The following is a 13,394-nucleotide window of genomic DNA, read 5'->3' as shown; positions in this document are numbered from 1 at the left end:
CGACTCCCCTCGCGCAGGGACGCGCCGCGCCGGCGACTGGGTAACGCCGTCGGACGTGCGCGCCGTTGCGCAGCGCCGCTACCGGCGCGACCACGCGACCTGGGCGGCCGGCGGGCGGTCGGCGCGCATCGCCCCCGACGTCATCGACGTCCCGCTGCACCCGCCGAGCGAGCGCGTGGCGCTCGCCGATCTGCCGGGCGCGACGGCGTGGGCCGAGTCCTGGCGCGCCGCGCACCCCGCGATCGACGTGACGTGGCAGGAGCGACGATGGTCGGCCGTCGGGAACCAGCGCGTGCCCGTGCGTGCCCGCGTCGACGGGGCGGACGCGATCGCCGACCTCGCGGGAGAGGGAGCGCGCTGGCGGCGTCTCGAACGGCGCCTCGACGGACTGCGGGCCCACTGGTTCGCGCCGGGCGGCTCGAGCGACTCCGACGGGCCGAGCGTCGCCGGGCCTGCCGGGCTGGTCGGGGCACTGCGCCGGGTCGCCGACGACGTGGCGGGCCTGGACGAGGTCGACCTGGCGCGGGTGGTCACGGTGGTCGACTGGGTGCGCGACCATCCCGAGTCCGGCGCCTACGTCCGGTCGTTGCCCGTGCGGGGGATCGACTCCAAGTGGCTCGAGGGGCACCGGGCCGTCGTCGAGCGGCTGCACGCTGGGGTCACCGGACGGTCCGAGCTGGGTCTGCGTCGTCAGAACGACCTGATCCGCATCCGCATCCTGGACGAGGCGGTGCGGCCGGGCGGGATCAGCGAGCTCGCGCTGCCGCTCGCGGAGCTGGCTGCGGTGCGCTGGCCGATCGCGCCGCAGGCTGCCCTGATCCTCGAGAACGTCGAGTCGCTGGTCGCACTTCCGGACATCCCCGGAGCTGTCGCGGTGCACGGGGCGGGCCACGCCGTCGGGCGGCTCCGGGACGTGCCCTGGTTGGGCGAGGTGCCGCTCGCGTACTGGGGCGACCTCGACACCCACGGCTTCCGCGCGCTGCACCACGCGCGTGAGTCCCTCCCGCGGGTCGAGTCGGTGCTGATGGACGCCGAGACGCTCGACGCCCACCGCGACCTGTGGGGGACCGAACCGGCACCCCACACCGGTGAGCTCCCGCTGCTGACTCCGGACGAGCGGACCGTGCTCGAGGCGTTGCGCGAACACGGCAACGTCCGGCTCGAGCAGGAGCGGATCGCCTGGGCATACGCCCTGGCGAGACTGCGCGAGCGGCTGGAGGTGCTCACCGGCGAGCAACGACGGACCGGGTACACCTAGGCGGTCGGCCGCCCCTGCCAGGTGCACACGCAGGCCTCGTTGCCCTCGGGGTCCGCCAGCACCCAGAACGCCGGCGCGGCAGCGTCGGAGACGAGCCGCCCACCCGCCTCGAGCGCCGCAGCGATCCGCGGCTCGGCCTCGTCGTGGCCGACCGAGACGTCGAGGTGGATGCGGTTGCGCTGCGGCCGGGGCGCGTCCATCTGCTGGAACCAGTAGGCCGGGCCGAGCCCGTCCGGGTCGACCAGCTCCACGTCCAGCTCGCCGTCGGCCTCCTCGACGTGCGCGTCGTAGCCCAGGACCGCGGCCCAGAACGGCCACACGGCCGCGATGTCGAGCGCGTCGATGGCGACCTCCTGCACCGACATGCGCGGCGCGGTGGGCACCAGGCCCATCTCCTCGGCGATCACGCTCACCCGCTCGGCCAGCTCGACGTCGCGCTCGGTGAGGCCGCGCGCGTCGTGGCTGGTGGTGGTCACCGTGACCCGGCCCCAGCGCAGGTGCAGCTCGGGGTGGTGGTGCAGCTCCTGCGCGAGCTCGGTCACCGCACCCGCGAACTCCACCAGCAGGAGGTAGCTGTCGGACGTGAAGGTGGCGCGCAGGGTGCGCAGCAGCACACGCCAGTGCCGCTCGTCGACCGACGCCGTCACGTCCGCGTGCCCGAGTCTCGGTGGTCGGCTCCTGGCCGGCCGCCCGTCAGTCACAGCTGCCGCACACGCCGCTGACCGGCAGCTGCATGAAGCACGACGGGCAGATCGCCGGTGGCTCCTCGGCGCGGGCCGCGGCGGCCGCCTTCGCCGCGCGCGCCGCGGCCCGCTCCGACTTCTCCCGGTGCGGGCGAGGGCCCTCGCCGTACCGGTCCACCCACGCCGTCGTCATCCGCGGCTGCGCGTCGTCCGGGACGTCGTCGGCGTACAGGCGGTAGCACGTGAGCCGGTCGGCGGCCGCTGCGTTCTGGCGCGCGACGTCGTCGGTGAAGCCCCCGAGGTGGCCGTGCGTGATGTACCCGTCGCTCACGCTGCCGTCCGCGTGCACCACGAGCGAGGTGAGAGGCGGCCGGCCGTCGGTCGAGGTCGCACGCTGCACCGGGCTGAGCACCTTGCCCATCCAGTTGCCCGACAGCATGCGGGTGCGATACCCCGTCCGCTCGAACAGCTCGTGCGCGAGATCGCCGTACAGGACGTAGCCGCCGTAGCGTCCGGCGACCTCCTCCAGCAGGGGAACTGTCGCCTCCACCCACGCTTGCACGGCGACGTCGAACTCGACCTGGACCTCTGGTGCGGCGTCGTGCCACGTACCCGGACCCTGGGGCGTCGTCGTCATCGTCATCGCCTCCCGCGTCGGACCTCGAAGGGTTCCCGCCATTCCAGCAGCAGAACGGCCGATCCGCCAGATCGACCGTCCACCCGGCGAGTCACAGACCGATCCGGGGCGAAGTCTTGACGCCGACCGGGCCCGAGGTTGACTATCGGCGCCAGGTCTAGGCCTTCGTCTAGGTAGTTCTGCTGTCTTTCCGCGGAAATCTCATGTTGACTGGCCTTGGTTGCTGGACAACTCACGGTGCTGACTTCAAGCGCCGGCGCACAGCACAGAAACCGCTCCCCGAAGACTCGCCAGGAGGTGAACCCGATGTCCGGTCAGCCGCTCGACCGACGGAGCTCCGCCGTTGCCGCACTCCCCGCCGGGAACGTCGCCCGAGCGCTCGTCCACCGGACCTCTCCGCTGGTCCGCCTCACCCGCTCGACCGCCCCGATCATGCTGTCGCTCGTCGCCGTGTTCACGACGATCTCCCAGAACGGCAGCTACGGCACCGCACCGTTTTGGCTCGCGGTGGTCCTGACGGTGAGCGCGTACGGCGGCTGGTGGGAGACGGGGCTGCGTCGGCCCCACGCCGATCGCGTCGAGGCCGCCATCACCTGCGCCGCCCTCCTGACCTGCGTCTTCGCGGTCGTGCTCGCTCTGCTCGGCCTCTCTGCCTGACGCACGTCCCCCCACGCGCCCCTGACGCCTCGCACGTCCTCTGACGTCGTTCGACTTCCGACCCGCGCCCGACGGCGAGTGCACCGGCCCGCGAACCTCCCGTTCGCCGTCGCGCACGTCGTGCGGCCCGGGCACCCGACCTAGGGTGGAGCGCATGTCCGAGACCACGAACCCGACCCCCGACCGCGCCGTCCGCACCCACACCACCCCCGCCGGCTCCGCAGCCGGCTCGCCCCGACCCCGCGTCCTCGCGATCACCGGTGGCTACGTCGTGCCGGTGGCGGGCGATCCGATCGAGCGCGGAACGGTGCTGGTCACGGACGGGGTGATCTCCGCCGTCGGCGGCCCCGAGGTCGCGATCCCCGACGGCGCCGACCGCGTCGACGCGACCGGCTCGTGGGTGCTCCCCGGCTTCGTGGAGTCGCACGGCCACGTCGGCGTGCACGAGGAGGGCGAGGGCTGGTCCGGCAACGACACCAACGAGATGACGGGCCCCAACGGCGCCCGCCTGCGCGCGCTGGACGGCATCGACATCGAGGAGCTCGGCTTCCGCGACGCGCTGCGCGGCGGCGTCACCACCGTCGTGGTGAAGCCCGGTTCGGGCAACCCGATCGGCGGACGCACCGTCGCGATCAAGACCTGGGGCGGTCGCACGGTGGACGAGCAGATCCTCGCTGCCGACGTCTCGGTGAAGTCGGCGCTGGGGGAGAACCCCAAGCGGGTCTACGGCGACAAGAAGCAGACCCCGGCCACCCGTCTCGGCGTCGCCGCCGTGATCCGCGACGCGTTCGTGGCCGCGCAGAGCTACGCGGCCAAGCGCGACGCCGCCGCGGCCAAGGACGAGCCGTTCGAGCGCAACCTCACCCACGAGACGCTCGCGGCGGTGCTCGACGGCACGCTCCTGTGGGACCAGCACTGCCACCGCCACGACGACATCGCCACCGCGATCCGCCTCGCCGAGGAGTTCGGCTACCAGCTCGTGGTCAACCACGGCACCGAGGCGCACAAGATCGCCGACGTCCTGGCCGAGAAGGGCATCCCGGTCATCTTCGGCCCGATGCTCACGTCGCGATCGAAGGTCGAGCTGCGCGACCGCGGGATCGCCAACCTCGCGCTCATCGCCGACGCCGGCGTGACGGTCGCGATCACCACCGACCACCCCGTCGTCCCGATCGACCAGCTCGTGCTGCAGGCCACGCTCGCGGTGCGTGAGGGGCTCGACCCGGCCACGGCGCTCGCGGCCCTCACGCTCAACCCGGCGGCGATCCTGCGGCTCGACCGGCGCGTGGGCGCGCTGGAGGTGGGTCGTGACGGCGACGTCGTGCTCTGGTCGGGCGATCCGCTCACCGTGGGCTCGCGCGTGCAGCGCGTGTGGATCGAGGGGCGTCCGGTCCTCGAGCCGGGACCCGACGGCGAGCAGCGCGTCGTCGAGCGGTGGGAGCGGTTCGACCGGACCGGCTGGCGCTGACCGGCCGGCGCCGACCCGTCGGAGCTGCGCCGCGGCTCGGCTGATCGTGCGCCGGTCGCCGTCCCCGCGTCAGGGCAGCAGCCGCCCGAGGCGGACGGCGTAGCGCACGTCCTGGGCCAGGAGGAACGCCCCCTGGAGCACGACGGCGAGCCCGTCGCCCCGGCGGCCGGCGAGCCTCCCGCGGGGGTTGGCCAGCAGGGTGGTGCCCGTGGCGAGGTAGCCGACGTCGAGGGCGGCGTTGACCGCGAGCGAGCGGCGCAGCCGCGTGCCACGGCGCACGGCGGCGCGTCCGCACTCAGCGTCGGGACCACGGCTCGCGCGCGCGAACCGCACGGCGCCGACGAGGGCGATCACGCCGTCGACCACGGCCCACACGAGGGTCTGACGGCCGAAGTCCACCGCACGCGGGCGGCCCGTCCGCGCCCCGACCACCCACGTGGCCGCGCCGACGGCGGCCGACCCGGTCGCCCACGCGGCCAGGGCGCCGAGCAGCTGGCGCTCCTCCTGCGCGACCGCCTCGGCCAGCGTGACGCCCTCGGTGACGGTGAGGTCGTCGATCGACCAGGCGGCGTGCGGGGGCGAATCGGCGACCTGCGTCTCGTCGGGGTGGGGCTCGCCGGCCGGGTCGCACGGGTCGGGCCGCTCGACGAGCAAGGCCTCGTCCTCGGTCATCTCTGCCCCACTTCCGTGCGCCGGTGATCGGCCCCCGCCGCCATGTTCCTCTCCCCGGACGGCCCGACCTAGAGCCGAACGGACAGACCTGTGAGCCGAACGTCTACGGCGCCGGGCCGACGCGCACGACGTGCGCTGACGCCTGGGTAGCGTGGGCCGATGCGTCGGAACCTGGTGCTCTACGGGCTGCTCGCCGTCGTGCTCGGCCTCGCGATCGGTGTGTGGGTGGAGGCGGCCGGTGGCGGTGCGCTGCCGATCGACGACGTCTGGGCCGCGTGGATGCTCGACATCCGCGTGCCCGTCGGCGAGACGATCGCGCGCTTCCTCAACGACGTCGGCGGTGGCTGGCTCGGGGTGGTCGTGGTGCCCCTCGTGACGATCGCGGTGCTGCTCGGGCTGCGGCGCCCGTGGGCCGCGCTGTACTACGCCGTCGCGGCGGTGAGCAGCGTCGCCCTGGTGCAGGGGCTGAAGTGGCTCTTCGACCGCGCGCGACCGGAGGACATGCTCGTCACCAGCGACGCCGGCTCGTTCCCGTCGGGCCACGTGGCGAACGCCGCGACGATCGCGGTGACGCTCACGGTCATCGCCGCGCGCGCCTGGGTCGCGTGGCTCGGCGGCGTGTACGTGCTGCTCATGGTGGTGAGCCGGGCATACCTCACGGTGCACTGGCTCTCCGACACGGTCGCCGGCGCCCTGATCGGAGCCGGCGTCGCCCTCGCCGTCGCCGCGGCGTTCCTGCCGCGGCTCACGGCGGAACGCGAGCGGCACCGGGCGCGCGCCGCCGTCGGGTCTTGACGCCTTCGTAGACTGGATCGGCGGTTCGCCCGCCCTGCTTGCGTCCGTTCGCCCGTTCCGCCAAGGAGTCCCCGTGCTCGCTGTTCTCGTGGTGCTCCTCGGCCTTCCGCTCCTCGCGATCGTCTCGATCCGCGCCGAGCGCTGGCTGCGCGAGCGGGAGGACGCCCGCGGCGGCGCCGAGGTCTACACCGACGGCGGGCTCACGCTGTTCTCCCTCGGCTCGCTGAGCGACGGCGAGCTGGCCCACGTGCTCGAGGCGGAGCGGGCCGCGACGCGCGGCGGCGCGGACTCCGACGGCGCGCACGACATCCGCGACGGGCACGCCGCGCGCGACACCCTCGGCGCGCACGACGGCGAGCCCACCCTGGCCGCGAAGCGCCGCATGCGGCTCGCGCCCGAGCGGCCCTGGTCTCGTCAGGAGACCATCGAGCTGCTCTACCGCTACACCGACGGCGAGGGGCTGGGGCAGATCGCGACGGCGATCGGTCGTCCGTTGGAGGCGGTCGCCGGCCACCTCGGCGCTTTGATCGGCGACGGCGTGACGTCGCGCTCCGAGGCGGAGGCGGCGCTCCTGCGCCTCGTGGCCTGACGGCCCGAGGTCCCCGCCGGCACGCGCGGCCGGAGCTCTTCCTGCGAACCGAGGTCGTCGGTTCTCGCCCGGGGCTACCGTGAAGCCCATGGGCACGCCCCCGTCCGCCGGCCCCGCCGTGGAGGTCCGCGGGCTGAGCAAGCGGTTCGGCAAGCACGCCGCCGTCGACGACCTCGACCTTGCCGTCGCACCCGGCGTCGTCTTCGGACTGGTCGGCCCGAACGGCGCGGGCAAGACCACGACCCTGCGGATGCTCCTCGACGTCATCCGCCCCACCGCGGGCGTCGTCCGGGTGCTGGGGCAGGACCCGCGCCGGGCCGGCCCGGCGCTGCGACGCCGGATCGGGTACGTCCCGGGCGACCTGCGCCTGGACGGCCGCGTCACCGGGCGGCGCCTGCTCGCGTTCTACGCCGGGGTGTCCGGCGGCGTCCGGTCCGGTGAGGCGGACGCGCTGGCCGAGCGGCTCGGCGTCGAGCTGGACCGCCCCGTCCGCACGCTCTCGAAGGGCAACCGGCAGAAGCTCGGCCTCGTCCAGGCGTTCTGGCACCGGCCGGAGCTCCTCGTGCTCGACGAGCCGACGAGCGGCCTCGACCCGCTGCTGCAGCGTGAGTTCCTCGCGCTGGTGCGCGAGGCGCGCGACGCGGGGCAGACGGTGCTGCTCAGCTCGCACGTGCTCAGCGAGCTCCAGCAGGTCGCCGACGAGATCGTGGTGCTCGCGCACGGCCGCGTGGTCGCCGAGGGCGACGTCGCGTCCCTGCGGCTGTCCACCGTGCGGCACGTGCAGGTCGGGCTCGGTGATACCTCGGTCGAGGCGGTGCAGGCGGCGCTCGCGCCGATCGGCACGCTGCGCGAGGTGGACGTGCGGGAGCAGGGCGGCGCGGTGCGCGTCTCGGCCACGGCCGACGGCGAGATCGATCCGCTGGTGAAGGCCCTGGCACGGTTCCGGGTCCTCGACCTGTCCGCGCAGGAGCCCGACCTCGAGGAGTCGGTCCTGCGCCTGTACGGGCAGGAGGGGACCGGTGGCTGAGGGGGTGGTCGCCACGCCGCGCCGCCTGCCGGTGCTGCGGCGCGCGCTGGCGGAGTCCTGGCGCGCCGTCGTGGCGTGGGCCGTCGGCATCCTCGCGGTGCTCGCGCTCTACCTCCCGCTCTTCCCGAGCATCGGCAGCAACGGCGAGATGCAGTCGATCATCGACTCCCTCCCGCCGCAGCTCGTGAGCACGCTGGGCTACGACGACATCGGCACCGGCGCGGGCTACACCGAGGCGACCTTCTTCGGCCTCATGGGGTTCGTCCTGCTCACGATCGCCGGCATCTCCTGGGGTGCCTCCGCGATCGGCGGGGCGCAGGAGTCCGGGCGTCTCGAGCTGGACCTGGCCCACGCCGTCGGGCGCGTGTCGTACGCCCTCGAGCAGGCGCTCGCGCTCGTGGTGCGCCTGGCCGCCCTCGGCGCCTTCGCGGGCCTGGTGATCCTCGCGCTCAACGGGCCGAGCGAGCTCGACCTCACGGTCGGCGGGGTCGTCTGGGCCTGCGTCGCGCTCGTCGGACTCACCCTGGCGTCGGCGACGGCGGCGCTCGCCGGGGGGGCGGCGTCGGGTCGGCGCGTGGTCGGGGTCGGGACGGGGGCCGCCGTCGCCGTGGTCGGCTATCTCGCGAACGCGCTCGCGCAGCAGGGCGACACGTTCGCGTGGCTGCGGCCGTTCTCGCCGTACGCGTGGGCGTTCGACTCGCCGCCGCTCACCGATCCCGACCCGGCGTCGATCGGCCTGCTCTGGCTGCTCGCGGCGGTGTTCGCGGCAGCCGCGGCCGAGCTGCTGCGGCGCCGCGACGTGGGCTGAGGAGCGTCAGCGCTCGACGAGGATCCCGTCGGCGTCGCTCCACAGGTGCGCGCCCGGGCGGAACGTCACGCCGCCGATCGTCACCGGGACGTCGACCGTGCCCTCACCCGTCTTGCCGCTCGTGCGCGGGTTGGTGCCGAGCGCCTTCACGCCGATGTCCAGCCGGTCGATCAGCAGCGCGTCCCGGATGGCGCCGTGGATCACGAGCCCGGCCCAGTCGTGCGCCACGGCAAGTCCGGCGATGACGTCGCCCACGAGCGCCGTCGCGAGCGAGCCGCCGCCGTCGACGACCAGCACCGCGCCGTCGCCCGGCGTCTGCAGGACCTCCTTGAGCAGGGCGTTGTCCTGGTAGCACCGCACGGTGCGCACGTGTCCGGCGAACGCGTGCCGGCGTCCGAACGAACGCAGCTGGAGGCAGAGCGAGACGAGCTCGTCGCCACGTTCGTCGTACATGTCCGCCGTCGCCGCCATCACGCACCGTCCTCGACTCGTCCGACCGGGCACGCCCCGCTGGCTGGGAACCTAGCGCGCGGCGGGGCGGCCCACCCCCGGTATTCGGCGGCGAGATCGCCCGAATGGCACGCGTTCGTGCAGAGCGGGCGAAGTTCTGCGCCGATCCCGGCCCCGCCCGGGGGCGTGCGTCAGAACTCCTCCCACGTCGCGGGGTCCTGGTCGGGGTTCACGCGCTGACCGCGCCCGAGCGCCGTGATCGCGGCGAGGTCGTCCGCGCTGAGCAGCGGGGCGAGGTCGAGCGCGGCGAGGTTGGCCAGCTGGCGCTCGGCCGAGGACGCCTTGGGCAGCGGGACGACGCCGCGGGCGATCTCCCAGGCGAGCACCACGGTGCCCGGGCCCACGTCGTGGGCGCGCGCGATCGCGCCGATCACCGGGTCCTCGAGGAGGTCGCCCGCGCGACCCAGCGGACTCCAGGCCTCCGTGCGGACGCCGCGCTCGCCGTCGGCCGCGAGCTGGTCCACCTGCGGGAGGTAGGGGTGCAGCTCGATCTGGTTGACGCTCGGGGCGACGCCGTGGTCGGCGACGAGCCGGTCGAGGTGCTCGGGCAGGAAGTTGCTCACCCCGACCGAGCGCACCAGACCGTCGGCCTTCGCCTGCAGGAGCGCGCCGAACACCTCGGAGTACTTGTCCAGGCGGGGCAGCGGCCAGTGGATGAGCACGAGGTCGAGGTAGTCCAGACCCGTGCGGAACAGCGACTCCTCGACCGTCTGACGGGTGGCCCCGGCCTCCTGGTGGTCGCCCCGGATCTTGGTGGTGAAGCGCAGCCCCTCGCGGGGCACGCCGCTCGTCCGCAGCCCGGCGCCGACGCCGCCCTCGTTCTCGTAGCGCTCCGCGGAGTCGATCAGGCGGTACCCGTGGCCGATCGCCGCGGCGACGACGTCGCGGGCCTCGACGCCGCGCAGCGGCCAGGTGCCGAACCCGATCGGGGGGAGGGTGGTGCCGTCGTTGAGGGTGTGCCAGCCGGGAGGCACGTCGCGTGCCGACGGGATCGAGCCGGCGGTGGGGGACGTGCTGGTGGACGTGCTGGCGGGCGTCGTGCCGGCGGGGGTCGTCATCACCCCATCCTGCCCCGTTGTCCACAGAGACGGACGAGGACTTCCGCCGCTCGTGACTAGTGGCCGACGATGGCGCATGGCCCTGATCACCCTCCCGCCGCTGCCGCGTGGCACCGCGCCGCCGACCACGCGCGTCAGCGTCGGGATGCTCGTCGGGCCGGTCGCGGTCGCCTCGCTCGTCACCCCCGTGCTGGTGTTCATGGCCATCGCCGGGCTGGGATCGCCGTGGTGGGAGTACGCGCTCGCCTTCGTCGCCCCGAGCGCGATCTGGGTCGGCCTCTTCACCGTGGCGGCGTCGCGGCAGCTCCCCCGGCACGGCGTGGTCCCCGAGCTCGCGAGGCCCTCGGCCACCGCCGGGGTCGGGCTGGTGGCGGTCGTGGCCGGGTGCGGGCTCGCCGCCGTCGGGATCGCCGTGATGCAGGAGCTGCTCGCGTACGACCCGCAGGAGCTGTCCGAGGCGACGGGCGACGGTCTCTGGCTCACGTTCGTCGCGCTGTTCTGGGCGGGTGTGATCGGGCTCGTCGCGCTGGGCGGCGGCGCGCTGATCGTCGCAGCGCTCGCCTACCGGTTCGCGGGGGACCGACTCGCGGCGCGCGGCATCGGGCCGCTGCCGAGTGCCGCCGCGCTGCGCAACCCCGGCCCGTACGACGGGCGCTATCCCGGACCCGACCCCGAGCTGTTCCCGCGGTCCGCCCGACGGACCGGCACACGCTTCGAAGCCCGGTCCGAGGCCCGATCCGGAGCCCGGTCCAGCGAGCGGTCTGACACCCGGGCCCGTGCAGGCACTGACGCGCTGTCGGACGCCCGGCCGTTCGCCGGGCTGCTGACCGGGCCCGACGTACGGTGGATCCCGTGCCAGCAGCCGCGCGAGGAGAGGCCGCGCCCCGCCGCGCGCCCGCCACAGGGGGCCCGGCCGCACCCGTGACGGCGCGCCGCGCGCTCGTCGCGGCCCTGCTCGCCCTCGGCACCCTGGGAGCCCTCGGCGCGTGCAGCCCGTCGCAGCCGGACGCGACGCCGACCGAGGTCGCGCCCACGACCCCGTCGCCGGCCGTCTCGTCGACACCCGAACCGGCCACGGCCCAGACCGCGACCCCCGACCAGGGCGCCGCACCCTCGGACACGGCCACCGCCTCGGGTGAGCCGGACGCGCTGCGCGTGCTCGCCGTCGGGGACTCGATCTCGACGGGCTTCAACACGTGCCAGCTGCTCACCCGATGCGACTCGACGTGGCTGACCGGTCCGGACGGCGTCACCGAGCGGCTCGCCGGCGAGGGCTACGCGCCCACGCTCGTCCTCGCCGCGCTCGAGGGCGCCACCCTCGCGGACGCGCCGGCGCTGGTCGACCAGGCGCTCGCGGCCGACCCGGGCGAGGTCGACCTCGTCGTCGTGCTGCTCGGCGCGAACGACGTCTGCGCCGGGACCGACCCGAGCGCGACGTCGAGCGCCACCTCGCCCGAGGCGACGGCGGCCGGCACCGCGGCGCTGCTGGACCACCTCGCCGCCGTGGCGCCGCACGCCCCGGTCGCGTTCCTGTCCCCGCCCGACGTCGTGTCGGTCTGGGACGCCGCGCACACCGACCCGGTCGCCCAGCGCGCGTGGGCCCAGTGGCGGGTGTGCGCGTCCGCGCTCGGCAGCGACGACGCGGCGCGCCAGGCGACGGCGCAGCGCGTCGCCGACCTCACGGCCACCGTCGCGGCGGCGTGTGCCGCGCGCGAGCGCTGCGTGTCCGACGGCGGAGCGATCGCCGCGCTCGACCTCACCGCCGCCGACCTCTCGCCGAACGACTGGTTCCACCCCTCCGCGCAGGGGCAGCGCGACCTCGCCGTCGCGGCGTGGCCGACGGTGCAGGCCGCCGCGGCGCTCGTGGGGAACGCCGGCTGAGGGAGCAAGAGGCGCCCGCGGCGCCGGCGCGCGCCTCAGGCCTTCCGGTCGTACGCCACGTGCGCGACGGCGCCCGCCGCCGCGGCGACCGTGAACACCGACGGCCACGCACCGATCCTGCGCGCCAGCGGGTGCGAGGCGACGAACGCCCCCACGTACGCCGCCGACAGCGCCGCGGTCAGCGCGGGCCCACGCCGGAGCCACTCCCGCCCGGCCAGCACGCCGCCCGCGAGCAGCACCACGCCGCCCAGCGGCCGCCGCCGCGTCCAGCGCGCGACGGCGTAGCCCGCCACGAGCGACGCCGCCACGACGGGGGCGGTGGGCAGGACGAGACCGGTCGGCGCCGCGTGCGCGGGGAGGGTGTTCACGTCTGACGTTCTACACCTGCGGTGTCAGCCACGGTGTCCTCCTCGGGGTTCGCCGAGGTGTCTGTGCTGGTGTCTACGGCGGACCCATGACCACACAGATCCCCAGCATCGAGCTCACCACCGGCGTGACCTCGCCCGTCGCGATCCCCCAGGTCGGGTTCGGCACGTGGCAGGTCGAGGCCGACGTCGCCCAGGGCGTCGTCGAGAACGCGCTCGAGGTCGGCTACCGCCACATCGACACCGCCGCCGGGTACTACAACGAGGCCGAGGTGGGCGCGGCGCTGCGAGCGAGCGGCCTGCCGCGCGAGGAGCTGTTCGTCACCACCAAGCTGCGCAACGGCGACCAGGGCTTCGAGCAGGCGCTCACGGCGTTCGAGGCCTCGCGCGCCAGGCTCGGCGTCGACGTCGTGGACCTGTACCTCATCCACTTGCCCGTCCCGAGCAAGGACCGCTACCTCGAGACGTGGCGCGCGTTCGAGAAGCTCCTCGCCGACGGCGCGGTCCGCGCGATCGGCGTCTCCAACTTCCTCGCCCCGCACCTCGAGCGTCTCGTCGCCGGGTCGACGGTGGTGCCCGCGATCAACCAGGTCGAGCTGCATCCCACCTTCCAGCAGCCCGGCACCCTCGCGGCCGCGCGCGAGCACGGGGTCGCCATCGAGGCCTACTCCCCGCTCGGCCAGGGCAAGGACGTCAACCACCCGGTCGTGACCGCGATCGCCGAGCGGCTCGGGGTCAGCACCGGCCAGGTGATCCTGCGCTGGCACGTCCAGCACGGGCACGTCGTGATCCCGAAGTCCGTCACGCCCGAGCGGATCGCGGGCAACCTCGACCTGTTCTCCTTCGAGCTGTCCCTCGAGGACGTCGCAGCGATCGACGCCCTGGACTCCGGCGATCGGCTCGGACCGGACCCCGCGACGGCGTCCTTCACCCAGTTCCAGCACTGACCGCCCCCGGGGAGGCGGGCGGGACTGAGGGTCAGAGAG

The 13,394-nt window shown here is 74.6% G+C and carries 16 protein-coding genes; 10 read left to right on the top strand and 6 right to left on the bottom strand.

Translation table 11 applies throughout. From position 1 onward, the window contains the following. Nucleotides 1-55: 55 nt before the first annotated feature. Nucleotides 56-1,258 carry a Wadjet anti-phage system protein JetD domain-containing protein gene (locus AC3AQ1_RS08160; RefSeq protein ID WP_159096445.1) on the top strand — a complete coding sequence of 401 codons (1,203 nt, stop codon included), beginning with the start codon at nt 56-58 and terminating at the stop codon, nt 1,256-1,258. Here the strand turns inward: AC3AQ1_RS08160 and AC3AQ1_RS08155 are convergent. Continuing rightward, nucleotides 1,255-1,905 carry a VOC family protein gene (locus AC3AQ1_RS08155; RefSeq protein WP_108718580.1) on the bottom strand — a complete coding sequence of 217 codons (651 nt, stop codon included), beginning with the start codon at nt 1,903-1,905 and terminating at the stop codon, nt 1,255-1,257. The two genes, AC3AQ1_RS08160 and AC3AQ1_RS08155, sit on opposite strands and share 4 nt — an antisense overlap. A gap of 46 nt (nt 1,906-1,951) precedes the next feature. Further along, on the bottom strand, nt 1,952-2,578 hold the full coding sequence (locus tag AC3AQ1_RS08150; protein WP_139987153.1) for a hypothetical protein: 627 nt from the start codon (nt 2,576-2,578) through the stop codon (nt 1,952-1,954). A 306-nt stretch (nt 2,579-2,884) separates the two neighbouring features. Between AC3AQ1_RS08150 and AC3AQ1_RS08145 the strand changes: the two genes are divergently transcribed. Both AC3AQ1_RS08145 and AC3AQ1_RS08140 read left to right on the top strand, forming a co-directional pair. Further along, nucleotides 2,885-3,235, top strand: a complete 351-nt coding sequence (locus AC3AQ1_RS08145) for a hypothetical protein (protein ID WP_108718578.1) — start codon at nt 2,885-2,887, stop codon at nt 3,233-3,235. A 154-nt stretch (nt 3,236-3,389) separates the two neighbouring features. Next, nucleotides 3,390-4,703 carry an amidohydrolase gene (locus AC3AQ1_RS08140; RefSeq protein WP_108718577.1) on the top strand — a complete coding sequence of 438 codons (1,314 nt, stop codon included), beginning with the start codon at nt 3,390-3,392 and terminating at the stop codon, nt 4,701-4,703. 69 nt (nt 4,704-4,772) lie between these two features. Here the strand turns inward: AC3AQ1_RS08140 and AC3AQ1_RS08135 are convergent, their stop codons facing one another. Continuing rightward, nucleotides 4,773-5,375: a DUF6992 family protein gene (locus tag AC3AQ1_RS08135; protein WP_108718576.1), complete on the bottom strand. Its 603-nt coding sequence runs from the start codon at nt 5,373-5,375 to the stop codon at nt 4,773-4,775. A 159-nt stretch (nt 5,376-5,534) separates the two neighbouring features. Here AC3AQ1_RS08135 and AC3AQ1_RS08130 point away from each other — a divergent pair, with 159 nt between their 5' ends. From AC3AQ1_RS08130 to AC3AQ1_RS08115, 4 genes are all read left to right on the top strand, one after another. Next, complete coding sequence (locus tag AC3AQ1_RS08130) at nt 5,535-6,170, top strand: phosphatase PAP2 family protein (protein WP_108718575.1); 636 nt, start codon at nt 5,535-5,537, stop codon at nt 6,168-6,170. A 73-nt stretch (nt 6,171-6,243) separates the two neighbouring features. Next, nucleotides 6,244-6,759: a hypothetical protein gene (locus AC3AQ1_RS08125; RefSeq protein ID WP_108718574.1), complete on the top strand. Its 516-nt coding sequence runs from the start codon at nt 6,244-6,246 to the stop codon at nt 6,757-6,759. Nucleotides 6,760-6,847: 88 nt separating this feature from the next. Further along, nucleotides 6,848-7,786 carry an ABC transporter ATP-binding protein gene (locus tag AC3AQ1_RS08120; protein ID WP_108718573.1) on the top strand — a complete coding sequence of 313 codons (939 nt, stop codon included), beginning with the start codon at nt 6,848-6,850 and terminating at the stop codon, nt 7,784-7,786. Beyond that, entirely contained in the window at nt 7,779-8,594 is an 816-nt protein-coding gene (locus AC3AQ1_RS08115) for an ABC transporter permease subunit (protein ID WP_234417423.1), read from the top strand. Before AC3AQ1_RS08120 ends, AC3AQ1_RS08115 begins: the two co-directional genes overlap by 8 nt. Nucleotides 8,595-8,600: 6 nt before the next feature. Here the strand turns inward: AC3AQ1_RS08115 and rraA are convergent, their stop codons facing one another. Together rraA and AC3AQ1_RS08105 are read right to left on the bottom strand one after the other, a co-directional pair. Beyond that, nucleotides 8,601-9,065, bottom strand: coding sequence for a ribonuclease E activity regulator RraA (rraA, locus tag AC3AQ1_RS08110; RefSeq protein WP_108718572.1), 465 nt, complete (start codon nt 9,063-9,065; stop codon nt 8,601-8,603). Nucleotides 9,066-9,235: 170 nt separating this feature from the next. Next, nucleotides 9,236-10,162: an aldo/keto reductase gene (locus tag AC3AQ1_RS08105; protein WP_108718571.1), complete on the bottom strand. Its 927-nt coding sequence runs from the start codon at nt 10,160-10,162 to the stop codon at nt 9,236-9,238. Between the two features lie 76 nt (nt 10,163-10,238). On the opposite strand from AC3AQ1_RS08105, the gene AC3AQ1_RS08100 reads away from it, so the two are divergent. Then, nucleotides 10,239-11,087: a hypothetical protein gene (locus AC3AQ1_RS08100; protein WP_108718570.1), complete on the top strand. Its 849-nt coding sequence runs from the start codon at nt 10,239-10,241 to the stop codon at nt 11,085-11,087. Then, nucleotides 11,084-12,043, top strand: coding sequence for a GDSL-type esterase/lipase family protein (locus AC3AQ1_RS08095; protein WP_159096443.1), 960 nt, complete (start codon nt 11,084-11,086; stop codon nt 12,041-12,043). Before AC3AQ1_RS08100 ends, AC3AQ1_RS08095 begins: the two co-directional genes overlap by 4 nt. A 35-nt stretch (nt 12,044-12,078) precedes the next feature. Here AC3AQ1_RS08095 and AC3AQ1_RS08090 read toward each other — a convergent pair whose 3' ends face one another. After that, complete coding sequence (locus AC3AQ1_RS08090) at nt 12,079-12,411, bottom strand: hypothetical protein (protein WP_108718568.1); 333 nt, start codon at nt 12,409-12,411, stop codon at nt 12,079-12,081. Between the two features lie 86 nt (nt 12,412-12,497). Between AC3AQ1_RS08090 and AC3AQ1_RS08085 the strand changes: the two genes are divergently transcribed. After that, nucleotides 12,498-13,355 carry an aldo/keto reductase gene (locus tag AC3AQ1_RS08085; protein WP_108718567.1) on the top strand — a complete coding sequence of 286 codons (858 nt, stop codon included), beginning with the start codon at nt 12,498-12,500 and terminating at the stop codon, nt 13,353-13,355. The last annotated feature ends 39 nt before the right edge of the window (nt 13,356-13,394 follow it).

Source organism: Miniimonas sp. S16 (assembly GCF_057748195.1).
Note: the sequence above shows the minus strand (reverse complement) of the source record. Positions and strands in the feature narration are given on the sequence as shown.